24 protein-coding genes are annotated in these 25,305 nt (G+C 37.6%); 19 read left to right on the forward strand and 5 right to left on the reverse strand.

All coding sequences use genetic code 11. The annotated features are described in order from the left end of the window. The first annotated feature begins 2 nt into the window (after positions 1-2). The 15 genes from pxpB (at position 3) to AKG34_RS09310 (ending at position 13,611) form a co-directional block, all read left to right on the forward strand. On the forward strand, positions 3-770 hold the full coding sequence (gene pxpB, locus AKG34_RS09240) for a 5-oxoprolinase subunit PxpB (protein ID WP_152952264.1): 768 nt from the start codon (positions 3-5) through the stop codon (positions 768-770). Continuing rightward, positions 767-1,762, forward strand: coding sequence for a 5-oxoprolinase subunit C family protein (locus AKG34_RS09245; protein WP_053345809.1), 996 nt, complete (start codon positions 767-769; stop codon positions 1,760-1,762). Before pxpB ends, AKG34_RS09245 begins: the two co-directional genes overlap by 4 nt. A 324-nt stretch (positions 1,763-2,086) precedes the next feature. After that, the gene (locus tag AKG34_RS09250) at positions 2,087-3,169 is read left to right on the forward strand and encodes a hypothetical protein (protein ID WP_053345810.1); all 1,083 of its coding nucleotides are present in this window, start codon (positions 2,087-2,089) and stop codon (positions 3,167-3,169) included. Continuing rightward, positions 3,156-5,324, forward strand: coding sequence for a molybdopterin oxidoreductase family protein (locus AKG34_RS09255; protein ID WP_053345811.1), 2,169 nt, complete (start codon positions 3,156-3,158; stop codon positions 5,322-5,324). Before AKG34_RS09250 ends, AKG34_RS09255 begins: the two co-directional genes overlap by 14 nt. Further along, positions 5,325-5,885: a 4Fe-4S dicluster domain-containing protein gene (locus AKG34_RS09260; protein WP_053345812.1), complete on the forward strand. Its 561-nt coding sequence runs from the start codon at positions 5,325-5,327 to the stop codon at positions 5,883-5,885. A gap of 11 nt (positions 5,886-5,896) precedes the next feature. Then, a complete protein-coding gene (locus AKG34_RS09265; RefSeq protein ID WP_053345813.1) occupies positions 5,897-6,424 on the forward strand; it encodes a Rieske (2Fe-2S) protein in 528 nt (175 codons plus the stop codon). Further along, the gene (locus AKG34_RS09270; protein WP_053345814.1) at positions 6,414-6,605 is read left to right on the forward strand and encodes a hypothetical protein; all 192 of its coding nucleotides are present in this window, start codon (positions 6,414-6,416) and stop codon (positions 6,603-6,605) included. The genes AKG34_RS09265 and AKG34_RS09270 overlap by 11 nt, the downstream gene beginning before the upstream one ends. Before the next feature lie 5 nt (positions 6,606-6,610). Then, on the forward strand, positions 6,611-6,922 hold the full coding sequence (locus tag AKG34_RS09275) for a hypothetical protein (RefSeq protein WP_053345815.1): 312 nt from the start codon (positions 6,611-6,613) through the stop codon (positions 6,920-6,922). Continuing rightward, complete coding sequence (locus tag AKG34_RS09280; protein WP_236694899.1) at positions 6,876-7,196, forward strand: hypothetical protein; 321 nt, start codon at positions 6,876-6,878, stop codon at positions 7,194-7,196. Before AKG34_RS09275 ends, AKG34_RS09280 begins: the two co-directional genes overlap by 47 nt. Then, positions 7,189-8,694 carry a nitrate/nitrite transporter gene (locus AKG34_RS09285; protein ID WP_053345817.1) on the forward strand — a complete coding sequence of 502 codons (1,506 nt, stop codon included), beginning with the start codon at positions 7,189-7,191 and terminating at the stop codon, positions 8,692-8,694. Before AKG34_RS09280 ends, AKG34_RS09285 begins: the two co-directional genes overlap by 8 nt. A 204-nt stretch (positions 8,695-8,898) precedes the next feature. Further along, positions 8,899-9,549, forward strand: coding sequence for a sensor histidine kinase (locus AKG34_RS09290; RefSeq protein WP_053345818.1), 651 nt, complete (start codon positions 8,899-8,901; stop codon positions 9,547-9,549). Positions 9,550-9,645: 96 nt separating this feature from the next. Further along, on the forward strand, positions 9,646-10,299 hold the full coding sequence (locus tag AKG34_RS09295; protein WP_053345819.1) for a response regulator: 654 nt from the start codon (positions 9,646-9,648) through the stop codon (positions 10,297-10,299). After that, positions 10,289-10,750 carry a GAF domain-containing protein gene (locus AKG34_RS09300; protein ID WP_053345820.1) on the forward strand — a complete coding sequence of 154 codons (462 nt, stop codon included), beginning with the start codon at positions 10,289-10,291 and terminating at the stop codon, positions 10,748-10,750. Before AKG34_RS09295 ends, AKG34_RS09300 begins: the two co-directional genes overlap by 11 nt. A 20-nt stretch (positions 10,751-10,770) precedes the next feature. After that, positions 10,771-12,498, forward strand: a complete 1,728-nt coding sequence (locus AKG34_RS09305) for a sensor histidine kinase (RefSeq protein ID WP_053345821.1) — start codon at positions 10,771-10,773, stop codon at positions 12,496-12,498. A 357-nt stretch (positions 12,499-12,855) separates the two neighbouring features. Continuing rightward, the gene (locus tag AKG34_RS09310) at positions 12,856-13,611 is read left to right on the forward strand and encodes an IclR family transcriptional regulator (RefSeq protein WP_053345822.1); all 756 of its coding nucleotides are present in this window, start codon (positions 12,856-12,858) and stop codon (positions 13,609-13,611) included. An 814-nt stretch (positions 13,612-14,425) separates the two neighbouring features. Here AKG34_RS09310 and AKG34_RS09315 read toward each other — a convergent pair. Both AKG34_RS09315 and AKG34_RS09320 read right to left on the reverse strand, forming a co-directional pair. Further along, positions 14,426-15,448, reverse strand: coding sequence for an NAD(P)H-dependent amine dehydrogenase family protein (locus tag AKG34_RS09315; protein WP_053345823.1), 1,023 nt, complete (start codon positions 15,446-15,448; stop codon positions 14,426-14,428). Positions 15,449-15,744: 296 nt separating this feature from the next. After that, positions 15,745-16,659, reverse strand: coding sequence for a LysR family transcriptional regulator (locus tag AKG34_RS09320; RefSeq protein ID WP_053345824.1), 915 nt, complete (start codon positions 16,657-16,659; stop codon positions 15,745-15,747). Positions 16,660-17,026: 367 nt separating this feature from the next. On the opposite strand from AKG34_RS09320, the gene AKG34_RS09325 reads away from it, so the two are divergent. From AKG34_RS09325 to ggt, 4 genes are all read left to right on the forward strand, one after another. After that, positions 17,027-18,001: a TAXI family TRAP transporter solute-binding subunit gene (locus AKG34_RS09325; protein ID WP_053345825.1), complete on the forward strand. Its 975-nt coding sequence runs from the start codon at positions 17,027-17,029 to the stop codon at positions 17,999-18,001. Between the two features lie 93 nt (positions 18,002-18,094). Further along, entirely contained in the window at positions 18,095-18,601 is a 507-nt protein-coding gene (locus tag AKG34_RS09330) for a DUF1850 domain-containing protein (protein ID WP_407946251.1), read from the forward strand. After that, positions 18,594-20,582 carry a TRAP transporter permease gene (locus AKG34_RS09335; RefSeq protein ID WP_053345827.1) on the forward strand — a complete coding sequence of 663 codons (1,989 nt, stop codon included), beginning with the start codon at positions 18,594-18,596 and terminating at the stop codon, positions 20,580-20,582. Before AKG34_RS09330 ends, AKG34_RS09335 begins: the two co-directional genes overlap by 8 nt. Before the next feature lie 437 nt (positions 20,583-21,019). After that, a complete protein-coding gene (gene ggt, locus AKG34_RS09340; RefSeq protein ID WP_053345828.1) occupies positions 21,020-23,095 on the forward strand; it encodes a gamma-glutamyltransferase in 2,076 nt (691 codons plus the stop codon). 174 nt (positions 23,096-23,269) lie between these two features. On the opposite strand, the gene AKG34_RS29270 is transcribed toward ggt, so the two are convergent. From AKG34_RS29270 to AKG34_RS09345, 3 genes are all read right to left on the reverse strand, one after another. Continuing rightward, positions 23,270-23,554 carry a phosphatase PAP2 family protein gene (locus tag AKG34_RS29270; RefSeq protein ID WP_269083757.1) on the reverse strand — a complete coding sequence of 95 codons (285 nt, stop codon included), beginning with the start codon at positions 23,552-23,554 and terminating at the stop codon, positions 23,270-23,272. A gap of 44 nt (positions 23,555-23,598) precedes the next feature. Further along, complete coding sequence (locus AKG34_RS29275) at positions 23,599-23,721, reverse strand: hypothetical protein (protein WP_269083728.1); 123 nt, start codon at positions 23,719-23,721, stop codon at positions 23,599-23,601. 135 nt (positions 23,722-23,856) lie between these two features. Continuing rightward, entirely contained in the window at positions 23,857-25,038 is a 1,182-nt protein-coding gene (locus tag AKG34_RS09345) for an acyl-CoA dehydrogenase family protein (protein WP_053348053.1), read from the reverse strand. Positions 25,039-25,305: the final 267 nt, after the last annotated feature.

Raw genomic sequence — 25,305 nt, forward strand, 5'->3', positions numbered from 1 at the left:
AGATGAGTTCTATGCCGGAAAAGCTATTGAATAAAACTACATGCGTACTGTCTCCCTTAGGCGATTCCGCAATCGTGATTACATTTGGGAATGAAATTAAATACGACATTCACAAAAAAATTAAAATGTTTATGGATTTGCTTGAAGATGAACCTTTTGTTGGATTTATAGAATGTGTGCCGGCTTTTACAAATTTGACAGTTTTTTATGATCCTCTAGTTATCTATAAGAAACAAAAACAAAGCAATAACCATGAATGTATTTCTCCATATGAAGTGGTTCGTTCTATCCTGGAAAGGAAACTACAGTGGTTAAAAGAAGATAAAAAGCTAACACATCGAACTGTTTCTATTCCTGTATGTTATGGGGGGGAATATGGCCCGGATTTGGAATATGTAGCTCGTTATAATAATTTAACTACTGCTGAAGTCATCCATATTCATTCAAATGGTGAGTACTTAGCCTATATGATTGGATTTGCTCCAGGTTTTCCGTTTCTCGGTGGACTATCAGAAAAAATTGCAACGCCTAGACGATCCTCTCCTAGAATGACGATACCAACAGGAGCAGTTGGAATTGCAGGTATGCAAACGGGTGTATATCCAATATCTACGCCTGGAGGGTGGCAATTAATTGGACAAACGCCAACCAAACTCTTTTTACCAAATGTAAATCCTCCTAGCCTATTACAAGCAGGAGACATTGTGAAATTCCATCCAATTTCTAATCAAGAGTATAATGAAATTATTCTTAAGGAGGGGTTACAGTGAGCCTGCGTGTAATCAAACCGGGATTATTAACTAGTATTCAGGATCTTGGAAGAAAAGGATTTCAGCAACATGGAGTGATTGTAAGCGGCGCAATGGATGCATATTCCCTACGAATTGCCAATATGTTAGTTGGCAATAAAGAAGGTGAAGCGGCCCTGGAAATTACGTTAATGGGACCGACTCTTAAAATAGAAAAAAATTGCTTGATCGCGATAACAGGTGGAAATTTATCACCTACTATAGACAGTCAGGCTGTTCCAATGTGGAAGCCTGTTTATGTAAAAAAAGGCACGATTCTTCGATTCGCGGGATGTAAATCAGGTTGTAGAACTTATTTGTCTGTAGCGGGAGGATACGCTATTTCTACAGTTATGAATAGTAAAAGTACATATCTAAGAGGGGAAATTGGCGGCTATAAGGGAAGAGCATTAAAAGTAGATGATGTTGTGGATTTTAATGAAACTTCTACGATTCTAGATAACCGGGAGTTTAAGGAAGCGTTTATCGCTCCATTGTGGTTTGTCAATGAAAAGGAGTTTATGCCAAATCGCATGCCAGTTATTCGTTTCGTAGATGGAAGCCAGTACGATTATTTTACGGACTCTAGTAAAGTTAGTTTTGCAGAGAATTTGTTTAAAGTTTCAAACCAATCTGATCGTATGGGCTATAGAATATCAGGTCCTTTGTTAGAGTTACAGGATAAAAGGGAACTATTGTCTGAAGCAGTAACTAACGGGTCTGTTCAAGTTCCTCCTGATGGAAACCCTATCATTCTTCTTGCGGATAGCCAAACAACGGGAGGGTATCCTAAGATAGCTCAAGTGATTACAGCAGATTTACCATTAATTGCTCAGGTCAAACCAGGGGAAGCTATTCAATTTTCACGAGTAACCTTAAAAGAAGCCGAGCAGCTTTTCCTTCAAAAAGAACAACAATTAAATGAATTAAAGGTTTCGATTTCATTAGCTCTAAAAAAACAGCATATTATATAGTTATTTCACATCAAGAAGTAGCAAAAAGGAAGAGAGTGCTCTTATTAAAAGGGCACTTTCTTTTTTTTGTTTATTCTCCGAAAACAGCCTAACTTCAAGAAAAAATTCCATCAGTATTTCCTCCTATATAATATAAATTACGAAAAACTGGAAAAGAGCAAGTTTATAATAAAGTACAGGCAGTTCTGCACATCAGAGCTGTTTTTTTATTTTCAAAGATAGGGGAATTTTTCCCTTATGATAGGGAAGTTCCCCGATATGGAAAAATCGGGGCACCTCTTACAATAAGGGTATGGTAATTGTTTGTAATGAGGAGGAATAGTAATGCAGGCAAAAGTCGCAGCAAATCAAAAAACAGGAAAATCAATTGATAATGCATTTGCATCACATTTTGCTAAGTCTATGTTTCTAGCAGTTTGCGGACTTGTAACCTTATCGTTTTTTGGCACAAGAATGTTTACACACGTAGATTTAAACCTTTATGGCTATATGGTGGGGACGATTATTTTTATTGGGGGGTTCTTTTACAGGTTTATCGCATGGGGAGAAAGGCCGCCAACAAAGATTTTTATAAAAAAAGGCATCAAACTTCTATTTAGAAAATCAACGCCTAAAACATCAGTTGAACATTTAGCAACATACAATTTCATCTGGAATAGGGGAATTTACCGATGGACTCAGCACATTCTAATCGGATGGGGATGTATTCTTTCCTGCTTCGTGACATTCCCTCTAGTATTTGGATGGATGTACTTCACCATGGACGACAATGGCTACTACAGCATTATCGCAATGGGGATCCGGGTAATAACAGTACCAGCTAATGGGATCATTGCTAACTTATCTTATAACGCTCTGAACATTACAGCTGTGATGGTAATCGCCGGAGTATGCATGGCTCTATACCGCCGTTTGAAAAATATGCAGGCAAGAGCAGAACAAAAATTCATGTATGACTTTCTTCCATTATATATGCTGTTATTAGTTAGCGTTACAGGCTTGTCACTAACGTTTATGAACATCTTCTTGCGCGGTGCAGGTCAGCCAGCTATGTCCCTGATTCACCAGTGGTCAGTCATTATTACATTGATTTATCTTCCGTTCGGAAAACTTGCTCACATACCATTCCGCCCAATGAGTGTATTTGCAAGAAACTACAGAGAGCATTATGCGGAACAATCCATGAAAGGATGCAAAGTATGTGGTGATGAGTTTGTTTCAACAGAACAATCAAAAGATGTCGTAGAGGTTCTCGGCGTGAACGATATCGAATTTCAAACGAAGGAAGGCCATCATCTCGCTGAAATGTGCCTACCTTGCCGAAGAAAATACCGGATTGCTCAATTTTCCGGTTTCCCTATCCATGAGCTAAAAGTTAAGGAGGCAAACCAGAATGCAAAGGGATAAGTTTTTTAAAGAAGTAGAGAATGTGATACACCCGAATGAAACATTGGTCAAAACGCATTGTGCGTATTGTGGAATGCAGTGCGGAATGAATTTAAGGGTAAATAGAGCGACAAATAAAATCATTGGGGTTGAACCACGTTATGACTGGCCTGTAACGGTTGGAAAAATGTGTCCAAAAGGGGTTACAGCTTACCAGCAGACGAACCATGATGATCGTATTTTAAAACCGCTTATTCGTGATGATGCATCATTAAAGGGAACAAAGGAAGGCTTTCGTGAAGCAAGCTGGAATGAAGCATATGATTTAATCGTGAAAAAGTTCAGTGAGCTTCAAAATAAATATGGAAAAGATTCATTATCCGTTTTCAGCGGCGTATCAATGACAAATGAAAAATGCTATTTAACAGGGAAATTTGCACGTGTGGCTCTTGGAACGCGCTACATTGACTATAATGGCCGTTTCTGTATGTCTAGTGCGGCCGGGGGATTCCTTCGTTCTTTCGGCGTAGATAGAGGTTCAACATTACCCTGGACAGATATTCATGAAACGGATTGCTTATTTATTGCAGGAAGTAACACAGCAGAATGTCATCCAACTTCTATGTTCCGAGTCTGGAACGTTCAAGAAAGAGGCGGATACATTATCGTGGTGGATCCCCGCGAAACGCCTATTGCGAGAAGAGCAGATGTGCACCTTGACCTGAAACCGGGAACGGATCTTGCCCTTGCTAATGGAATCTTAAATTTATTAATTCAAAAGGGTTATGCTGACAAAGAGTTTATTAATAATCATACAAACGGATTTGAAGAAACAAAAGAGCTTGTAAAAGAATTTACACCGGAATATACGAGTGAGCTTACAGGTGTGGCACCGGAAAAAATCATTCGCGCAGCAGAGATTTATGGAAAAGCACCGAATGCAGTTGTCATGTTTGCCCGTGGAATTGAACAGCAGCATAAGGGTGTTGACAATGTATCTGGATATACAAACATGGCGCTTGTAACGGGTAAGATTGGCCGTCCGAAGTCTGGTGTAGCAACATTCACAGGTCAAGGAAACGGACAGGGTGGACGAGAGCATGGTCAGAAAGCGGATTTATTGCCAGGATACCGAAAAATTACAAATCCTAAACATGTAGAAGAAGTTTGTAAAGTATGGAAAATCACTCCGGAAGAAATGCCTCAGCCGGGTGTTTCTGCTTATGAAATGTTTGAACTAATGGAACAAAAAACGATCCGCGGATTGTATCTGCTATGTTCTAATCCTGCAGTATCCGCGCCGAATTTAAATTTCGTCAGAAGCGCGATGAAAAACCTGGATTTTATGTTGTGTTCGGATTTCTATCTTTCTGAATCAGCAGAGTTTGCGGATGTGATCCTGCCGTCTGTAACGTGGTCAGAAGATGAAGGGACAGTTACAAACCTGGAAGGAAGAATTATTAAGATAAATAAGGCACAAGAACCAATCGGTGAATCTAAGCCCGATTGGCAAATACAAGTAGAGCTTGCAGAACGTCTCGGAAGAGGAAAATATTTTTCATATTTGAAAACAGCAAAAGATATAGCTGATGAATTCAGACTGGCTAGTAAAGGCGGATATGCCGATTATTACGGTGCTACATGGGATAAAATCGACAAACAGGACGGTGTATTTTGGCCTTGCAAGGATGAAAATGACAAGGGAACGCCCCATATGTTCCTGGATAAAAAATTCTATCACGCAGACGGCAAAGCGAAAATTTGTGCGCTTCCTTACCGCCCCCCTGCTGAAGAGCCAGATGAAAAATATCCGCTTCGTTTAACAACTGGACGTGTCGTTTACCACTACTTATCAGGGAACCAGACGAGAAGAATCCAGTTCCTGCGTGATATGTGTCCGGAGCCATACGTCGAAGTACATCCTGAAACAGCAAAAATATACAATATGGAACATGAAGAAAGAGTCCGCCTATTTACCCGAAGAGGTGAGGCAATCTATAAAGTGAAAATTACAGAAGCAATTCGTAAAGATACTGTATTTGTTCCGTACCACTTTGGTCACGAGCAATCTATCAATCTATTAACCATTGCAGCACTGGATCCGATTTCCCGTATGCCGGAATATAAGGCATGTGCTGCTCAATTGGAAAAAGTAGAAATAAAGAAGGTGCAATAAATGAAAAAGAGGCTGTACTTAGAACTTGAAAACTGTATAGGATGTCGTTCATGCCTTGCAGCATGTACACAATGCGGAGGGCATGAAGAGCGGAACAGAAACTACGTTTACGATGTAAACCCTATGGTTAATCGGCAAACCATGCCTCTTATGTGCCTTCATTGTGTGAATCCGGCCTGTGCAAGAAGCTGTCCAGCCCAGGCAATCCAAATCCATGAAACAGGGGCCGTATTATCAGCTCTCGTTGAAAAATGTATCGGCTGCCAAAACTGTACGATTGCTTGTCCATACGGAATACCAAAATTTGATACTGAACAAAACTTAATGTACAAATGCGATTTATGTATCGACCGGACAAAAGACAGTATCCCGCCAATGTGTGCAAGTGTTTGTCCGTCTAATACACTTCAGTGGCTAACAGATGAAGAAATTGAAAATAAGAAAAAACAATTTAATCTAGATAATGGAAAATGGGTGACCAGCATCCCGTATCTTGAAGGTGAAACGAACGTTAAAGTAAATTTGCCTGGTATTTTACAGGGGATAACAAAGCTATTTTAGGAGGGATTAAGATGCCGTCAGATAAAAATAATAAAATTCCCTTTAATGAAGATAATTACACTCATAATATTGAACGGAATAATGAAAGAAAGCTTGACAGACGTGGATTCATGAAAACATTAGTGGGGGCTGCTGGCGTATTCGCAATTTCCTCCCTTCCTTGGGGGGCGGTAGCGGCTAAAGAATTGCTGGGGCTGGGGGATAAGGAGTATCCTCACAAAAAAATAACAGATGTAAGCAAACTTGCAATTGGTGACGCATTAGAGTTTAAATTTCCAGGTGATCATGATGATGCTCTTTTGATCAGATTGTCAGAAAAGAAATACGTAGCTTACCAAAATGCATGCACACATCTTCGCTGCCCGGTTTTCTGGGTGAAGGAAGAAGGAGAGATGGTTTGTCCTTGTCATCATGGGAAATTTGATGTTGAAACAGGTGTTCCAACTGCCGGTCCGCCAAGAAGGCCGCTGCCTGAGATTCAGGTGAAAGTTGAAAATGGCGCGGTATACGCAGTAAGGGTGAAGCGTTATGAGGCTTAAGTTTATTGGTGTCGCGCTGCTTTGTGCCTTCTTTATGATGAATATTGTATTTACCCAATTTATGGTTCACCAATATTATTATGAAAATTATGTAAATGTATTAATATTTGGGGGATTAAACATTGTGGTGTTTCCCTTAGCGTTATTTACTTATAAAAAAACGAAAAATGAAAAGGCGTGAATCAAATGAACAGTGAAACATACCTTGATTTTTGTTTTATAAAAGAAGCATCTGGAAATTTTGCTACTGAAATCGATAAGCTCCTTTCAGACCTTTTTAAAGATGTCCGTCTTAACTGGTATTTAGATGAAAAGTCAATAGATGGGGTTGATATTGTAGTTGCCGAAGTAAAGGGAATGAGCAGATGGGAGTCTGAAGAGGAAACAATTGAATTTATCGAGAATCATGCAAAAGATACATTCTGGAAATATTTGCAGGGTTATCAGATGAATGTTTACATGGCAAAGAGAGGGTGCAATACCTGTGGAACAAATTAATGTAGAAGATATACAACCATTAGTATCGGAAAAAGCAAGAGTAGCCATCTTAGATGATGATGGCCAGGATAAAGCTCCTTTCGTTTCTAAAACGATTGTTAAGGTGGAGCTTTGTCCTGACATAACACATCTGCGTATTTATTTTGACGACATTAACTTTTTCGCTGTCCCATTGTTATCCAATGTGACTAAAAATGAAAATGAGTGGTCAGCTTTTGATGAAAATTCGGGTTTACAATATATAATTAGAAGAGAGAGTGGTCAGGATGTTTAGAAAAATTCAGCTTCCATTACAAACCTTAAATCTCGTTGTAGGATTTATGGTGTGGGTATTAATTTCTTCCCTGCTGCCTTTTATTAAAGAAGATATCGCTATACAGGATGGTCAGCTTGCACTGGTAACAGCTGTTCCGGTTATTTTAGGATCTATTCTTCGCATTCCTCTTGGCTTTTACGCCAATCAGTTCGGGGCTAGGAAAATTTTCCTGATTAGCTTTATTTCGCTGTTATTCCCTGTTTATTATATCAGTATCGCGGACTCTCTTGCTGATTTGTTGATTGGAGGGCTTTTTCTTGGTATTGGGGGAGCCGTATTCTCTGTAGGAGTAACCTCTTTACCAAAGTATTATCCTAAGGAACGCCATGGCTTTATAAACGGAATTTACGGTGCAGGGAACCTCGGAACGGCTATATCAGCGTTTGCAGCACCTGTTGTAGCTACGAAGTTTGGCTGGTCTACAACCGTGCAGCTTTACCTTGTAATTTTGGCAGTCTTTATTGCAGGTAACTTCCTATTAGGAGATAAAAGGGAACTGAGAGTGAAAACACCGCTTTTAGAACAAATTAAGGGTGTCTACAAAAATGAAAAACTATGGCTGCTAAGCTTATTTTACTTTATAACATTCGGTTCTTTTGTTGCATTTACTATTTACCTGCCAAACTTTCTTGTAGCGAACTTTGGATTAGATAAAGTTGATGCCGGTATAAGGACAGCAGGCTTTATTGTCCTTGCTACTCTTATGAGACCAATTGGCGGGTGGCTTGCCGACCGCTTCCATTCTCTTATTCTGCTCATGTTTGTTTTTGGAGTTTATACGATTTCAGCAATGATCCTATCCTTTGCTCCATCTCTTGGCTGGTACACATTTGGCTGTTTAAGTATTGCTCTATGTGCTGGAATGGGAAATGGTGTTATTTTTAAGCTAGTGCCCATGTATTTCCAAAAACAGGCTGGTATTGTGAATGGTATAGTGTCCGCAATGGGCGGTTTGGGAGGATTTTTCCCGCCGTTAATTCTATCCTTGTTATTCAATATCACAGGCCATTATGCAATCGGGTTCATGGCATTGTCAGAAGTTGCTCTTGCAAGTTTGATTTTAGTCGTCTGGATGTATTTCCAAGGTAAAATGGAGCTTGCCAAAGAAGTGATTGACCATACAATAGAAGGCATTTTGATCACCGATACCAGTGGTAAAATCATTTCAGTAAACCCTGCGTTTACAAGGATTACGGGTTATCAGGAAAATGAAGTAATTGGAAAGAATCCTAGTATACTTAAGTCAGGTAAACAGCCCCAAACTTTTTATAAGGATTTATGGAAATCCATTGAAAAAAATGGTTTCTGGCAAGGTGAAATCTTGAATAGCCGTAAGGATGGACAACAATATCTACAATGGCTGACAATTAGTGCAATAAAGAATGATGCTGGGGATGTTGTTCAATATGCCGGGATGTTTAGTGACATTTCAAGTCATAAAGTGAAAAAAGCATAAAAAATCAATGTGCAGTAGATCATTGAATCCCAGTCTTGAAGCGGAGTTTTCGACGTAAAAGAAGTACTAGTGCAAACTTTCCCTAAGGACAGAAACTCTTTGTCAGCTTTTACATCGCTCGACCGAAAGCGTAACTTTTGAGAGGACGTCTCGTATTAGTCGTCCTGCCCGATAATTTGCGACAAACGATTAAGGAGGGTGAGAATGAATACTCAGCCACTCAAAAAAAACATCAGTTCTTATATTATTCAAACTCATGAAGAAGAGATTAAACGAATTGCAATGGAGCTTCATGAAGGCGTGGGACAGTCCCTCTACAGTCTCTTTACAGGTATGCAGCTCATTGAAAAGGCAATCGAACAGCCTGCCATGAAAAGCTATGCAGGTGATATGAACCAGCTATTGGAAAAGACAATTCAAGAAATCAGGCTCTTGGCTGTAGAATTGCATCCTCCTACCCTTACAACTCTGGGGCTAATTTCTGCTATGAAAAGCTATATAAAATTATACACTTCAACATATGGCATTGAAGTTGAGGTAGAGAATCTGGGTGTTGAATCGCAAATCTCTGATAGAGATAGCATTACACTTTTCAGAGTCTGCCAGGAAGCATTAGTGAATATAGCAAGGTATGCTGATACGATGAAGGCAAGTATAATATTCAAATGGAAAAAAAGCAGGTTATTGATTATGATTAAAGATTCAGGAAAAGGGTTTGAGGTGGAAACGGCTATGAATAAGTCGAGCGGGCTTGCAGCCATGAGTGAAAGAATGCATTTGATTGGCGGAAAATGTACCATATTTTCAAAAATAGATAAAGGGACATCTATAGAGATTTCTCTTCCATTATATTAAAATGAAACAGGGGGTTTGCTAATTGAGCAATCCCCGTTGTTGTTTCATATTCATTTATAACAATACATATACGAACAAAGCTAAGGGGGAACAGCTTTGATAAAAATTTTGCTTTGCGATGATCACGCCGTTGTAAGAATGGGCTTAAAGATGTTATTAAATAATCATGCTGATATGGAAGTGATAGGGGAAGCTTCCGAGGGGAACGAAGGAATACAGCAAGCACTAGAGCTCCAGCCAAATGTGGTAGTCATGGATTTAAGCATGCCTCATGGGAAAGATGGCTTATCAGCAACTTCAGAACTGAAAAAACTAATGCCTGAAGTAGCCATATTAATACTTACTATGCATGATGATGAAGAATATTTGTTCAGAGCTATTCAAGCGGGTGCTTCAGGCTGTATTTTAAAAACTGCACCACATGAAGAATTATTGGTAGCTATTCGCTCTGTATCGACCGGAAATGCTTACCTTCATCCATCTGCAACTAAAAGGTTAATGGAAGTATACATAGGCAGTGTGAAGCAGGGGACCTCTGATACTTTCAATCTGCTTTCGGACCGTGAAAAAGAGGTCCTGACATTGATTGCGAAAGGATTTTCCAATAAAGAAATTGCCGGACAGCTTGTTATAAGTGTGAAAACGGTTGAAACCCATAAAGGAAACCTGATGGAGAAGCTTCAGATGAAAACAAGACCTGAACTTGTTTCATTTGCTTTAAAAAAGGGGCTATTAGGGTATGGAATTTAACGTATGCAATAAATCGAGAAAAGATCAACCATTTAAACAAGCGTGTGAACAAGTATTAGAAGAATTGAACTGTGATTTTGTTGGGCTAGCTTTACAAAACAGCAACGGTCCAGACGTAAGCTGGCATTATGCCGCAGGGAATAGAAATGATAAATACAAAAGAATAACAGTTCGATATGGAAAAGGGATAGCAGGTAAGGTAATATCAACAGGCAGACCAATGGGAATTGAAGATTTTCCTAATAATATTCTGGGCAAAGCACTAGAATATCCTATCATGCTCGCGGAAAATCTCAGCTACGCTTTCGCAGTTCCAATTCAATTTAAAGGTGTTCTCAAAGGTGTATTATTAGTAGGTAATAGAACAAAACAGCCTATTTCTGAAAGTGACCAGCATACGATCCTTGATGCAGCGAAAAGATTGGAAAAGGAATTAAACAGCTCAATTTAACGGCAACAGGAGGACTATGTATGGACTGGAATAATCATTTGGAAATGAAAAAAGAGAATTCTTTTGGGTCCAGCGAAGCGACAATTATCGTTAATGAATCAGGCGTCATCTCTTTTGCGAATCAACAGGTATATGAAAATTTTGGTTATTTAAATCATGAATTAATAGGAGAAAAACTTTTGAATCTTATGCCAGGAGCAAATCTTCAGGCCAGTGGGGAAGGGGAAATAATCCACCAGTTCGGAATCCACAGAGATGGACATACTTTTTCACTTTTTTTCAGGGTGAATGCTTTTTCGCTTGAAAAAGAGGTCTATTACTTAGTCGTGTTCCATAAAGTGAAAGACCAATCACGACTTAATCAACAGCAAACCTATCCCATAAATGAGCTGGTTGATTTAATGTACGCACTCGATGAATCAACGATTGTCGCTTTTACAGATGAAAAAGGCAAGATACAATCCATTAACAAGAAATTTTGTGAGGTATCCCAATATTCAGCAGCAGAACTTATAGGGAAGGATCATCGAATTATCAATTCAGGTTATCATTCAAAGGAATTTATGCAAAATCTTTGGAGAACAATCTCGACAGGAAGTGTATGGAGGGGCGAAATTAAGAACAGAGCAAAGGATGGAACCTATTATTGGGTAGATACCACAATTGTCCCTTTCTTAAATGAAATAGGGAGCCCTTATAAATACCTGGCAATTCGGAAGGAAATTACCGAATATAAACGAGTTGTAGAGGAACTGAAAAAGTCCGTAAATAAACTTGTCGATTTTCAATTTGCTTTGGATGCTTCATCAATTGTAGCAATAACCGATCAAAGAGGGACCATCAAATTTGTTAATGATCAATTTTGCCGGATTTCGGAGTTTTCAAAGGAAGAGCTGATTGGACAGAATCATCGAATTATTAACTCGGGATTTCATTCTAGAGAATTTTTCAATGATCTTTGGAGAACAATTTCATCGGGGAAAGTATGGAAAGGTGAGATTAAAAATAAGACCAAGGGTGGAACCTATTATTGGGTAGATACGACTATAGTTCCGTTTCTTGATGATCACAATAAACCATACCAGTATTTAGCGATTCGCTATGAAGTGACCAAGAGGAAGATTGCGGAAGAAGAGATTCAGAAAATGACGGGAAAAATCATTGATGTTCAGGAAGATGAAAGGAAACGCCTTTCTCGAGAGCTTCACGATGGTATCGGACAAAACTTATACAGCCATCTCATCACTATTAACAGGCTGCAGACAGAAATGAGTCATCCTCTTTTAGATCAGATGCGAGATGAAGCAACTGAAATTATCGAAGAACTCCGACACCTATCATGGGAACTGCGGCCATCAGTACTTGATGATCTTGGTTTGTTCCCAGCCATTCGCTCTTATTTGGTCCGGTTTTCAGAGCATCATCATATCAAGATCCATTTTGACTGCTATTTAAATTGCCGTCTGAATACAAACAAAGAAATTACCATTTACCGTGTAATCCAAGAAGCATTAACGAATATTCGTAAATATGCTCAAACCGAAGAAGCAACAGTGACGATTCGGGAAATAGATGACGAAATTCATGTGGTTATAGAGGATGAAGGAAAGGGATTTGATTTAGAAAAGGTTACCCGTGGAGTAGGCTTATTCAGTATGGAAGAGAGAGCCAAAGCTGCCGGTGGAAACCTTTCCTTTCATTCTGTTGAGGAGAAAGGGACAAAAGTATTTTTGGAAATACCTTTGTAGAGAAATTTTTTTTTGTAACGATCAAGTAAATTTAGCTGCAAGGAATTACTGATAGCTTTACGCATTAAGATAATATTCCCATTAAAGGTCCTCTTAAGGGGTCTGTTAAGCTAATAGCCCATGGCGAAAGCTTCCAATATACAAGCAAACAAAAGTTGAAAGTTATGAAGAAAACCGCTACGAAGCTAATATGAATATGTGCTCAGAGCATTTATTCAAAATAACAATCTATGCGAAAACAGTCTTATTCAATTACAACTTTTGTGCTTTGTTTTATAATAAATTGATAGTAAAGGTGAACAACAATTTCTATCTACTGCACTAATAAAAATACTAAAATCATGAAAGGAGCCATGTATGCAATCACAAAATAAAACCGTTGTAAAGTCAATGCAGATTCTTAACCTTTTCATGAATCATTCCAAGCTCACTTTTAATGAAATGCTGGAACTTTCTGGCCTCCCAAAAACCTCTCTGCACCGTATGATTGGATCATTAGAAGAAATGGGGTTTTTAACAAGAGATGATGATGGTTATTATTCACTTGGGCTAATATTCTTGCAGTTTGGACAACTCGTAGGAGAGCGTTTAGATATAAGAAAAATCGCATACCCCATTATGAAAGAACTTCGAGATGATGTTGAAGAAGCTGTGAATCTAATTGTGAGAGATACTAACGAAGCCATGTATATTGAAAAGGTAGATACGTTGCATCCTGTTCGTTTATATACTTCAATCGGAAGGCGTTCACCACTGTACGCAGGTGACTCTCGAATAATACTCGCCTATTTGTCTGAAGAAGAGCGTGAAGCATATCTCGAAAATATAGAATTAAAACCAATTGCTATTGGAACGATAACAGATGAAAAAATACTCCGTCATGCTTTGGAAGATGCAAGAATGAAAGGGTATACGATTACTTCATCTGAATTAGAGGATTATACAAAATCCGTAAGTGCACCAATACTTAACGGTAAAAATCAAATTGTAGCAGGTATAAGCGTAGCTGGAATTGATGCAAGATTTCAAGAAGATCGCTTGCCGGAATTAATTGAAAAAGTAACGAATGCCGCCAGACGAATTTCATTGAAACTAGGTTCTCAAACTTCGTAAACTAAAACCGAAAAAGAAGTAGCAGATTAATAAACTTTGTATGTCCCCCAATTCAATTCAGTACTATACTGTCTGATTTTTGTTTCCTTATTTATTATGACTTACATAAGATTTACTTGGAATTTCTAAAAGTTGAGGGATAGGACTATGGAAAGCCATTCCCGAACGGAAACAACCATGAGCAGACCTTTCTTTGTTATTTCTTAGGTAAACCTTTTACCACTTGGTTCCTTGAAGGTGTGAAGGCTTCATCTCAACTAAGGGAATAATTTGTGTAACCACTCTAATCATTTACGATTATGGTGGTTTTTTGGGTTTTTGTTATCACACTTATGATAGGTTTATATTATCTATTTTTGCATGTTATGTTTATAAAAGGGGATTAGATGAGAGATAAAGAAGTATATCGTTCAATCATTGGAATAGTACCAATCCTTGGTAAGTTGGCATTATCTGTTTTCAATTATTAATATGAATAAATCGTACGAGGTTATTAACTTGGATAACGATTTTAGTAAAGAGTTTCTTGTGACACATAAAAAACAATACTTTATTTTATAATTTAATCCGTCCACGTAGACTGTTAAAATACGATATTTACTCTTGTAAGGGAACAAATAAAATGAACTAAACCATCGTTGGAAATGATTAGGGGAATTCGTCGAATAAGAAACGAAACGTGTACGGGAATCATCCTATTTTCGAATCTAGAATTCTCGCACACGTCAAGGAATAATAAACTATTGAAGAAATGAACATATTCTGTGTTGTCTGTTGTAGGTTACACTTCGTCCAAGTGGTGCTGTTTCTGCATTTAAATACGTGCAAATTCGGATTGATATATATTCCTTGGCACTCCAATGTCAGCCATGGTAAGTAACCCTGGTTTGCGAATAGCATCGATCTGCTTAGCGGTATTGATAACCATTGCAGCGGTCGCAGTATCTCCAAAAATTCCATTTGGAATGATCAATCTTTGCGTTTCGTTTCCTTCAATAATAATTTCATCTTCTTGATTAATTCCAACAGACATAGTCAAATCCAAGCATATTTCCCTTCCATTTGAGGTCTTGCCCTTGGATACTTGATGAAGGCCATTTACATCTCCTGGTTTTAAGGAAGTAAGTGGAACGGTAATATTTTCTCCAGCAATCGTCGGTTCAATTGTATTTTTTACACTTGTAAGGTTCCAATTGAGACCATAAGCGATTAATCTGACAGATTCTTCAAGTCCAACATGCCCAATTTTATTCTGTTCAGCTAAGAATTCAAATTCTTCTTTGGGCATACCGATCCCGACTTTTTTTTGTAAGGGAATGCGTCGTTTTGAAACATCTACCCTACGGTTGACAATTATTTTATTGACCGTTGTTAATACTGTTGAAAAACAGATGACCAATGTATCCATGATGAATCCTGGATTAATGCCAGTCCCAATGACACTAAGCCTTTTAGCCTTAGCGTAATCATCTATTTCCTTGGCAAGTTCAGGGTAACGGTCCCAGGGGAAAGAAAGCTGTTCGCAGGTAGAAACGACTGAAAAACCATGATCTAGAAGTTCTTTGATTTGTGGCCATACTTGTTGTAAGTTAGAACCGGTTGCATGAAGGGCGACAGGATGATCTGTGTTCGTTTTTACTTCCTGTATACTGGATACTACATTTAGTCCTGTTTGTTTTTCATTGATTAATAACCCAATATCATTTCCAATCTTTTCAGGATCAATATCTATAACACCAATAATCGAGTGTGGATTAGTTTGGTATGCACTGCGGAGAATTTCTATACCAATAGGGCCAAGTCCGAATACTGAAAATTCAGAATTTTGTTTAGTCAATAATCTCTCATCCTTTCAAATATCGTATAAAAAAATGCTAACATGGTAAGATCAATAATAAAAATAGTAAATTTTTATATACTTATAAATATTGGTTATAGAAGGGAGTACTTAAAGAAAGGGGGAATTATCAAGTAACGTATTTGTTCAAAGCGGGAATATTATTTGTATTATAATTTATATTGAATATTCAATATAAATTTATGTAAAAGAGGCTCTACCAAAGGTTTTACTTTTGGTAGGGCCTCTTTTTTTTAAATAACCTAATGTTTATTCTGGATCAAAATAAAAAACTCTTATTTATCGTAAAACGTTGGATCGTTTTGTAGAGTTTGCAAAATTTGATTAGTTAATAATGACGTATCTTCGGTGTTTTTCCATATCGCTGAAATGGAACTAGTTAATTCAGTGTTATCGATGTCTAAAGCTTTAACGTTACTTGTCCCTAACAAACCAATCATATCTTTGGGCATGAGAGCAACGCCAAGGTTATTAGAGACCAAATTAGCTATAGTTAATAATTCCGATCCTTTACATAATTCTTTCGGAGAAAATCCAGCAGTTAAACAAGCCTTTTCCAATAGAAATTGAAGGGAGTGTGCTTGAACAGCATCATAATGAATGAAAGATTCATCCTTTGCTTCGTATAAGTGTATAGAATCCTTTTGAGCTAGTGGATGAACTGTTGAAACCACTAATTGTAATGGAAACCTTTTGAATTCAATCATGTTCAATCCTTCATGGGCAATTATGTTATTGTGAATGGGAGTTCGGATAAACCCGATGTGATAATTTTGTTGATTAACTAGTTTGACAGCCCTTGATGATGTTGTTTCATGTAGATAAAATTCAACATCAGGATATTCCCCTAGAAACTTTTTTAATAGCTTTGGGATATAAATGCTAGCTGCAGAGGGTACGGTAGCGATTTCTATTTTAGGTTTGGGGATAATCTTGTTTTCAATTATGTAATTGATCGTTTTCTCAATATCATCGAAGGAAGGAGCGAGTTTTTTATAGATGTACTCTCCCTCCTCTGTTAATGTGATTTTTCTTGTTGTTCGATTTAAAAGTTTAAAACCTAGTTGTTTTTCAAGGGAAGAGATTTGTTGACTTAGCCCGGGTTGGGAAATATGCAGGGTTTTGGATGCCTCACTGAAACTAAGATGGTTAGAAATCTCTATAAAATAGCGTAGAGATAGAAAATTCATATGATCACTCACTTCAGTTGGATTTCAAGAATCACTGCCAAAAAGGTAATTTTTATAATGAACACTTATAAGTTTATAACAATAATATATTTCTAATATAGAAGAGTCAATATTATCCTTTAATAAAGGGTGGAGCTGTATAATTAGGGATTTCCACTCACAAATGATTGAATTTTCTAATTTATTCGCAGTATTTTGACCCATTTACGCCTTGTTTTTTGCTGATTTTGTAAGAAATAATAATTTATTCCTAGAGATTTTTCAGTACTAAGGTCTAACTGGAAAATGCAGGGGAATCAAGGTGGTCGGTAGAATATTAACAATATCATCTATTAAAAGGTGATAAAAATGCAAAAGGAGGATTTTAATGAAAAAATTATACAGTGGCTTTTTATTAGTTAGTATCTTGATGCTTATCGGAATCATGACAGCATGTAGTGGCAGTAAAGAAGGTGTCTCCGGCGGTGGAAGCCAAAACTTAAGTTTATTGACTGGCGGAACTGGTGGTACATATTATCCACTTGGTGGACAAATTGGAAATATCATTTCTGATAACACAAAGGCGAATATAACACCCCAAACATCCGGTGCTTCAGCTGAAAACATGGAAACCTTGAGAGTGGGAGAAGCTGAAATTGCTTTCTCGCAAACAGATATCGGAGCATATGCAATTGAAGGTAAAGAAATGTTTGAAGGAAAACCAATTGATAATATCCAAGCAATCAGCTCTTTATATCCGGAAACAGTACAACTTGTAACGACAGCTAAAAGTGGAATTAAATCAGTTAGTGATCTAAAAGGGAAAAAAGTATCAGTGGGCGCACCTGGATCAGGAGCATACATTAATGCCATGCAAATTCTAGAAATTCATGGATTATCAGACAAAGATATTAAAGCACAAAACCTATCTTTTGATGAGTCAACTGACGGGATCCAGGCAGGTAATATTGACGCAGCATTTATAACTGCAGGTACACCAACTGGTGCGGTTGAAGCGTTATCTGTACAAAATGATATTGTCATTATTCCAATGGCAGACGACAAAGTTCAAGCATTGGTTGACAAATATCCATACTATGCAGAGGATACCATTCCTAGTGGCACTTATAAAATAAAATCTGACATTAAAACGGTGGCTGTTAAAGCAATGTTAGTTGTATCAAAGGATCTTGATGAAGAATTAGTATATGAAATGACAAAAGCTATCTATGAAAATACAGACAAAATCACACATGCAAAAGGGAAGTTCATTACACCTGAAACGGCACTTGAAGGATTAGGGGATATGGAGCTTCATCCTGGGGCAGCTAAATACTTTAAAGAAAAAGGTGTTACTCAGTAAACACTATAATGGTCGGTAGTACGCTATATGTGTTCTATCGACTTTTGTTTTCTAGAAAAAAGATTCCTAATTTTGAAAGGGGTATCTATGAGAGTGAAGAAATTTACGATTTATTGTATACCTCTACTATTGTTTAGCGCTTGTCTATTCTTCTTTCCATATAAACAAGTCATTGCTTTTTCTTACCAGGATCAAGAGGAATTACTAGCATATTTACCGTTGAAAAAAGAAAAAACCGTTCAAATAAAGTATACACACTCTATTCACCTATCAGAAGTACTCGAAACATATCACTTATCCGACAAGAAAATGAAACTAACCGAGCTTGCATATAAAGATTTTGCAGTTGGTATGCCTTCTAATGCAGAAGGTGAGGAAGTATTTGAAGAGAAAGATGGCATTTATTATATAAAAAATATGAATCGCCAATTTGCATATATCGATTTAAGAATAGGGAAAGTTAGAGCAAATCATCGGTTAATTTATAAGGGGTGTACATACACAATTTCAAGTTTTATTAAGCCAGGCACATGGATCAGAATTTCTCCAAAAAAAATCTCATTTTGGGAACAATTGAATGGAGTGAATATAAATGGCTGATGATAACGAAATAGCGAAGTATTTAACGGAAGAAGAACAACAGGAACTATTAGAAAAATACGATCCTGAAGCGGGAACAAGGAAATTAACAGGTATTTTGGGTTACATTGCTTTTATCGGTCTCTTAGCCTTTTCATTATTTCAATTATATACGGCTGTTTTTGGTGTTTTTACAGCACAAATTCAAAGGACGATACATTTAGGTTTTGCACTTTCTTTAATTTTTTTACTATTCCCCGCAAACCGCAAGAATCGTCAAAAGGGAAAGTTCCAAATTGCCTGGTACGATATTATTTTAGCTGTTCTTAGTATTGGAGTAGGCGCTTATTGGCCATTATTTTTCGAGGATCTCGTTATGAATGTTGGTCGTTTAGGCACTTTGGATTTTGCAGTTGGTTTAGTAGCGATTCTACTTGTACTTGAGGCTACTAGGCGTGCAGTAGGTCTTCCCATTATGGTTATTGCCATAGTATTTGTTCTCTATGGACTTTTTGGCCAATATATGCCTGGGTTCTTATCACATCGTGGGTTAACCTTTGAGCGTATGGTACAAACGATGTTTTTCTCTACGGAGGGGATATTAGGCACACCTTTAGCGATTTCATCTACATTTATCTTCCTGTTTTTATTGTTTGGTTCTTTCCTTATTCGAACAGGGGTTGGTCAATATTTTAATGATCTTTCAACAGCGATTGCTGGTAGAAGAATAGGAGGGCCTGCAAAGGTTGCAATTTTTTCAAGTGCTCTTCAAGGAACGATAAGCGGAAGCTCTGTAGCTAATGTTGTTACTTCAGGAGCATTCACGATTCCGATGATGAAAAACCTTGGATATAAAAAGGAATTTGCTGGTGCAGTAGAGGCAGCTGCTTCAACAGGTGGTCAATTAATGCCGCCAATAATGGGGGCTGCTGCATTTTTAATGGTTGAGTTTATTGGTAACGGGATTACGTATTGGGATATAGCTAAAGCAGCTTCCATTCCAGCCATACTTTACTTTTCAGGAATTTGGATAATGACACACTTTGAAGCGAAGAGACTTGGATTGCGTGGGTTAACCAAAGAAGAAATGCCTAGTAAGAAAGAAGTATTTGGTAAGATTTATTTATTAATTCCGATAATCGCCATTGTTTTATTACTCATGTCAAATATAACGGTTACACATGCTGCACTGTACTCAATTGTCATTTCTGTCATAGTAGGCTTTATTAACAAAGATGTACGTATGAAATTCATTGATATTATTTATGCATTAGTTGATGGAGCTCGTACAGCACTTGCAGTAGCAGCTGCCACTGCATCAGCTGGTATTATTGTAGGAATTGTGACGAAAACGGGATTAGGGCTAAAGCTGGCAAATGGTTTAATCGATTTGTCTGGTGGATATTTAATACCAACACTTATGCTAACGATGGTAGCAGCACTTGTTTTGGGAATGGGATCACCGACAACTGCAAACTATGTAATCACATCCACAATTGCGGCCCCTGCAATAATTTTACTAGGTGTACCGGATTTATCGGCACATTTATTCGTTTTCTACTTTGGAATAATTGCAGACATAACACCACCAGTTGCATTAGCAGCTTTTGCAGCTGCAGGAGTTTCTGGTGGAGAACCGATAAAAACTGGGATAGAGTCATCAAAACTGGCAATAGCCGCATTTATCATTCCATACATTTTTGTACTTTCTCCGCAAATGCTAATGATTGATACAACTTGGATGGAAGTTGTATGGGTTGTTCTTACAGCAATGACGGGTATGATCGCAATTGGAGCCGGTGTAATTGGTTACTGGGTGAGGGGGATGCACTGGTTAGAAAGAATCCTTGCTATCGTGGTTGGGTTGCTATTAATCTATCCTGAAACAATTTCGGACATTATTGGATTAACTACGTTTGTAATATTACTTGGTTTACAATATTTGAGGAATCGAGACAAGGATAACAGTTCTAATATATTGGAACATAAACAAAATATGTAGAAATCATACCTGCAACGATATTATATGGCAGCAGAGGGTGTAAGGTATGTGTTTGCACTCTTTGTGACTATAATCGTAAGGACATGAATGGTATCAATAAATACTAGAGTTGAAGAAAAGCAGGTATTGGTTTTTTTTAATAGCATAAGAAATCTAAATCAAATTTTAGTTTTTGATTTTAAGGGGGTGGCTTGATGAGGTAAAGTTTCCAATTCATATTTTGACAAAAGAGAGAATAAAAGAATGTGCTTCAGTCAGTTCAAACTGCTTTTATATAGTAGAGAGTACATCACGCACATTCCATCTGGTAATAGTGAATGTAGTCGAATCCTGTAACAGCCCTTTGTGAATTTGTGAAGATCAGTAAAAGTTTCATTAGTTATGCATTTGTTTTTAGAAACAATGGATCTATAATCATTTTGAAAGGAGACTAATTTATGAAATTTATAAAAAGTTTTATTTTAGTTACTTTCAGTTTCTTTTGTATGATTACACCGGCTTTTGCAAGTGTCCCTGGAGTGGATAAGTCAATGGGAAGGGGAGCAACCAAAGGAATCGTATCAGTTTCTCATCCGTTAGCTGCTGAGGCAGGTATAAAAATATTAAAACAAGGTGGAAATGCAGTCGATGCAGCAGCTGCCATTCAATTATCGTTAAATGTAGTTGAGCCAATGATGTCTGGAATCGGCGGCGGTGGTTTTATCATGATTTATAATAAAAAGGAAAATAAAATAACGATGCTCGATAGCCGCGAAATGGCCCCGCAAAATGTAACGCCTGAACTTTTTTTAGATGGAAAAGGAAAACCAATTCCTTTTAGTAAGCGTCACACTACTGGAAAAGCAGTAGGAGTTCCAGGAACGTTAAAGGGTGTCGAAACAGCTCTTGAGAAATATGGAACGTTGGATATATCTCAAGTAATAGATCCAGCAATTAAACAAGCAGAAAAAGGGGTTAAAGTCAATTGGATCACAGCTCAATACATCGATGAAAATGTAAAAAAACTTCAAAATAATCAAGCGGCAGCAAATGTGTTTGTTCCTAACGGCCAACCCTTGAAAGAGGGAGATACCCTCGTTCAACCAGATCTGGCAAAGACGCTGAAATTAATTAAAAAACAAGGATCGGAAGTATTTTATAGTGGCCAAATTGGTAAAGCACTTACCAAAGAAGTGCAAAAACGCGAAGGAACAATGACAACAGAGGATTTAGAGAATTATGTGGTGAAAGAAAGAGAACCGATTAGATCGGAATATAGAGGATACGAATTGGCAGGGGCAGCTTCACCAAGTTCAGGCAGCTTGACTGTCCAACAAATCCTGGAGCTAATGGAAGGATTCGATGTACAAAAGATGGGGGCGAACTCCCCTGAATATCTTCATTATCTAACCGAAGCCATGCATCTAGCTTTTGCCGATCGCGCTGCCTATATGGCAGATGAAGATTTTTATGATGTACCAACAAAAGGACTATTGGATGAAGATTATATAAAAGAAAGAAGAAAACTCATTAATCCAAATAGATCAACGGCTGATGTAAAAGAAGGCGATCCATGGAAGTATGAGGGCACAGAACCCACTTCAATGGAGAAGGTAAAAGAAGAGAAAACTCCGATCGGACAAACGACTCACTTTTCTGTCATGGATAAGTGGGGAAATATGGTTGCTTATACGACTACAATCGAGCAAGTATTCGGATCAGGTATCATGGTACCTGATTATGGATTCATGCTTAATAATGAAATGACGGATTTTGATGCGACTCCCGGTGGCGTTAACCAAGTAGAGCCAGGAAAAAGACCGAGAAGCAGTATGTCCCCGACCTTCGTATTAAAAGATGGTAATCCCTTCATGGCCATTGGTTCACCAGGCGGGGCGACGATAATCGCATCGGTATCTGAAACGATTATGAATGTGCTTGATCATCAAATGCTAATTCAAGATGCGATACTTGCGCCACGTATTTATTCCGCTGGTTATCCGACAGTTAGATGGGAACCGGGAATTGAACAAAATACAAGGTTGGAGTTAATGGCAAAAGGCCATGTTTATGAAGAAAAACCCCAACATATCGGAAATGTGCAAGCTGTTATTTTTGATTATGAAAAGGGGAAAATGTATGGAGGAGCCGACAATACGAGAGAAGGAACTGTTCAAGGAGTGTATAATGTATCCTATAAATCGAAAAAACCAAAAGAAATAAAAGAAGAAAAGAAGGGACCGTTTACCTTAAAAGTGAATGGAGCCGTTTATCCTTATACAGCTGAACAAATGAAACTGATAAATGAAAAACCCTATATCCAATCAGACAAATTGCTACTTGGTTTGGGTGTAATTGGAACCGGGGACTTAGAAACATTTAGACCAGATAAAAAATCGTACTTACCTGTGATAAAAGTAGCGAAATCATTAGGATATAAAGCAAAATGGAACGAAAAAGATAAAGAGGCACTATTGGAAAAAGATCCGGCGGATATTGAAGATCCCGACGATGATGGTAGTGTTACGAATTAATTTTTCACTCTAAGTTTTAAGTTCCATAATAGTTGAATAATACCCTGAGAGAACGAAGAGTTTGAAAGTGATAGTAGTCTTAACCCTAAATGAATGTTAATAATTCCCCTTGTGCTATATGCATAAGGGGAATTATTTTTTGGGAAATGATGGCTAAAAGACTTGGACATTTTTCTATGAAGCATTCGGTGCAAGGCTCATCTTATATCGCTGATAAATCCAGATTGTACTACCAAGCCAAAACCCACCTGTAAAAAAGCCGCCAAGGATATCACTTGGGTAGTGTGCACCCAGATAAATTCGACTAAAGCCGATTGTTAGGATAAATATCGCACTTATAAAAATTAACATAGTTCGGCTGATCTTTTTGATAAGTACTGCCATATTAAGAAAGCCAGAAAACCATACAAAGCAATCGCATTGATGGCATGAACGCTTGTAAAGCTGTAACCGGTCGATTCAACTAAAGGGTTAATCCCGGGCCAAGAAATACTTTACTTGAATTATTTTGATTCAGGTAACGCACGAATCTGTTGACTGCTTACTAAGTAAGCAATCAAAATAAAGCCCGCGAGCGAAAGCAGACTTAGAAATAACGCAAGTGAAGGTTGAAGCAGCTTGATCATAAAATCCCTCTCATTCAATATAAGTAAGATTAACTATACGACGAATTAAGCTAAATCCGGTTTGAAATTCAATTTAAAAAACCTGATTTAGCTACATTATTCTTTATGAAGGGGACAGGCTCTTTACCCCAAAAATTATTTTGATGGTGCAGGATAACTAAAATTAGATTTCTCCTGTTCAATTGCAGATAATGCTAATTTTTTTATTGTTACATCATCCATTGGAGGATTGTGTAAACCTGCTCTTACATCTCTATAGTACCTTTGAAGAGGATTGCTTCGATGAAGGCTTTTTGCACCGACTATTCGCATGGCTTTATCGACAATTGTAATTGCTGCGTTTGTAACAATATGTTTAGCAGCTCCAAGCTCATTGGTGATATGAGCTCTTCGTGATTCATCATCATAAGCCTCTGCAACGCTATATAAGAAATGCCTTGCTTTCAATAATTCTACATCAATTTCTCCTAGAAGTTGTTGGACATTTGCCAGCTGGCTAATAGGTCCATTTAGACTATTTGGCGAATAATTATTAGCAAATTGTATAGCGTAATCTCTTGCAGCTTGCGCAATACCAAGGTAACAAGCTGGAATATGAAGAATCCATGCATTCAATTGGCTGCCACTTGGTATTTCAGGAAGTTCGACTAGTTTTGAATCATCTACTTCTACCTCTTTAAGAACCAGATCATGGCTTCCAGTTCCCCTCATTGAAATTACGTCCCATGTTTCATCTATGGTTAGTCCTACTAAATCTTTATGTAGGAGAAAAAATCCAACCTTTTGCTTTTCTTCAATCCATGCAGATACTAGAAAATAAGTTAATACTGGGGACATGGTTGTAAAAGTTTTACGTCCTGAAATAACCCAAGAATTCTCTTTTTTGACAGCTTTTGTTCCAGGACGCCCTCCCCGGGTTGGACTTCCTGTTTGTGCTTCACTAACTGAACGATTCACTAAGGCACCATTTAGAACTTCATTAGCAAAAAAGTTTATCTGTTTATCTGTCCAACTCTTTTTTTCAAAAAGTTCGCCTATCACTCCAAGGTTCCAGCCAATGGAAAGTGCTGTTGTTGCATCAAAACTAGCCAATGTTTCTTGAAGGAGTATCATGTCATATATTTTTAAACCTCCGCCACCATAGGCTTTGGGAAGAGTTGAACTTGTATATCCCATATTAATTAAATCTTGAATGTGTTCTGTTGGAAAGGTTGCTAATTCATCAATTTGAGCAGAATTATTTTTGAATTTTGATTCTAGTTCATGTAACTTATGTAACCACGTTTTTTGACTCTCTGTTTTAATAAATAAGTTAATCACGTTTTGCCCTCCTGCTATTTAAAAGGTTTACCTAGTAGTTTAACAAAATAATCCCTATTATTCTTATTGGTTTAAATGTTAATTGTGATGGTTTAAGTTGTCAAGGAATTTATATCCAGTAGATAATAAGTTGGAGATTTCCAAAAAATACATTGACTTTAAAATATTATCAATTTAATATTTGAATTATCAGTTACCATACTTAACCTACCAAAATAGTTGGTATTTAAGGGCAGCAGGTGGATCTGCTATATGAGGATAGTT

Origin of the sequence: Peribacillus butanolivorans (genome assembly GCF_001273755.1) — a bacterium.
In the GTDB taxonomy this organism is placed as follows: domain Bacteria; phylum Bacillota; class Bacilli; order Bacillales; family DSM-1321; genus Peribacillus; species Peribacillus butanolivorans.

What these genes read in the sequence shown, in the direction of transcription:
- AKG34_RS09260 (WP_053345812.1), top strand. Translation starts at nt 5,325, where the DNA reads ATGAAAAAGAGGCTGTACTTAGAACTTGAAAACTGTATAGGATGTCGT.
- pxpB (WP_152952264.1), top strand. Translation starts at nt 3, where the DNA reads ATGAGTTCTATGCCGGAAAAGCTATTGAATAAAACTACATGCGTACTG.
- AKG34_RS09325 (WP_053345825.1), top strand. Translation starts at nt 17,027, where the DNA reads ATGAAAAAATTATACAGTGGCTTTTTATTAGTTAGTATCTTGATGCTT.
- ggt (WP_053345828.1), top strand. Translation starts at nt 21,020, where the DNA reads ATGAAATTTATAAAAAGTTTTATTTTAGTTACTTTCAGTTTCTTTTGT.
- AKG34_RS09280 (WP_236694899.1), top strand. Translation starts at nt 6,876, where the DNA reads ATGTTTACATGGCAAAGAGAGGGTGCAATACCTGTGGAACAAATTAAT.
- AKG34_RS09270 (WP_053345814.1), top strand. Translation starts at nt 6,414, where the DNA reads ATGAGGCTTAAGTTTATTGGTGTCGCGCTGCTTTGTGCCTTCTTTATG.
- AKG34_RS09305 (WP_053345821.1), top strand. Translation starts at nt 10,771, where the DNA reads ATGGACTGGAATAATCATTTGGAAATGAAAAAAGAGAATTCTTTTGGG.
- AKG34_RS09310 (WP_053345822.1), top strand. Translation starts at nt 12,856, where the DNA reads ATGCAATCACAAAATAAAACCGTTGTAAAGTCAATGCAGATTCTTAAC.
- AKG34_RS09335 (WP_053345827.1), top strand. Translation starts at nt 18,594, where the DNA reads ATGGCTGATGATAACGAAATAGCGAAGTATTTAACGGAAGAAGAACAA.
- AKG34_RS09300 (WP_053345820.1), top strand. Translation starts at nt 10,289, where the DNA reads ATGGAATTTAACGTATGCAATAAATCGAGAAAAGATCAACCATTTAAA.
- AKG34_RS09250 (WP_053345810.1), top strand. Translation starts at nt 2,087, where the DNA reads ATGCAGGCAAAAGTCGCAGCAAATCAAAAAACAGGAAAATCAATTGAT.
- AKG34_RS09265 (WP_053345813.1), top strand. Translation starts at nt 5,897, where the DNA reads ATGCCGTCAGATAAAAATAATAAAATTCCCTTTAATGAAGATAATTAC.
- AKG34_RS09285 (WP_053345817.1), top strand. Translation starts at nt 7,189, where the DNA reads ATGTTTAGAAAAATTCAGCTTCCATTACAAACCTTAAATCTCGTTGTA.
- AKG34_RS09320 (WP_053345824.1), bottom strand. Translation starts at nt 16,659, where the DNA reads ATGAATTTTCTATCTCTACGCTATTTTATAGAGATTTCTAACCATCTT.
- AKG34_RS09255 (WP_053345811.1), top strand. Translation starts at nt 3,156, where the DNA reads ATGCAAAGGGATAAGTTTTTTAAAGAAGTAGAGAATGTGATACACCCG.
- AKG34_RS09275 (WP_053345815.1), top strand. Translation starts at nt 6,611, where the DNA reads ATGAACAGTGAAACATACCTTGATTTTTGTTTTATAAAAGAAGCATCT.
- AKG34_RS29275 (WP_269083728.1), bottom strand. Translation starts at nt 23,721, where the DNA reads ATGATCAAGCTGCTTCAACCTTCACTTGCGTTATTTCTAAGTCTGCTT.
- AKG34_RS09290 (WP_053345818.1), top strand. Translation starts at nt 8,899, where the DNA reads ATGAATACTCAGCCACTCAAAAAAAACATCAGTTCTTATATTATTCAA.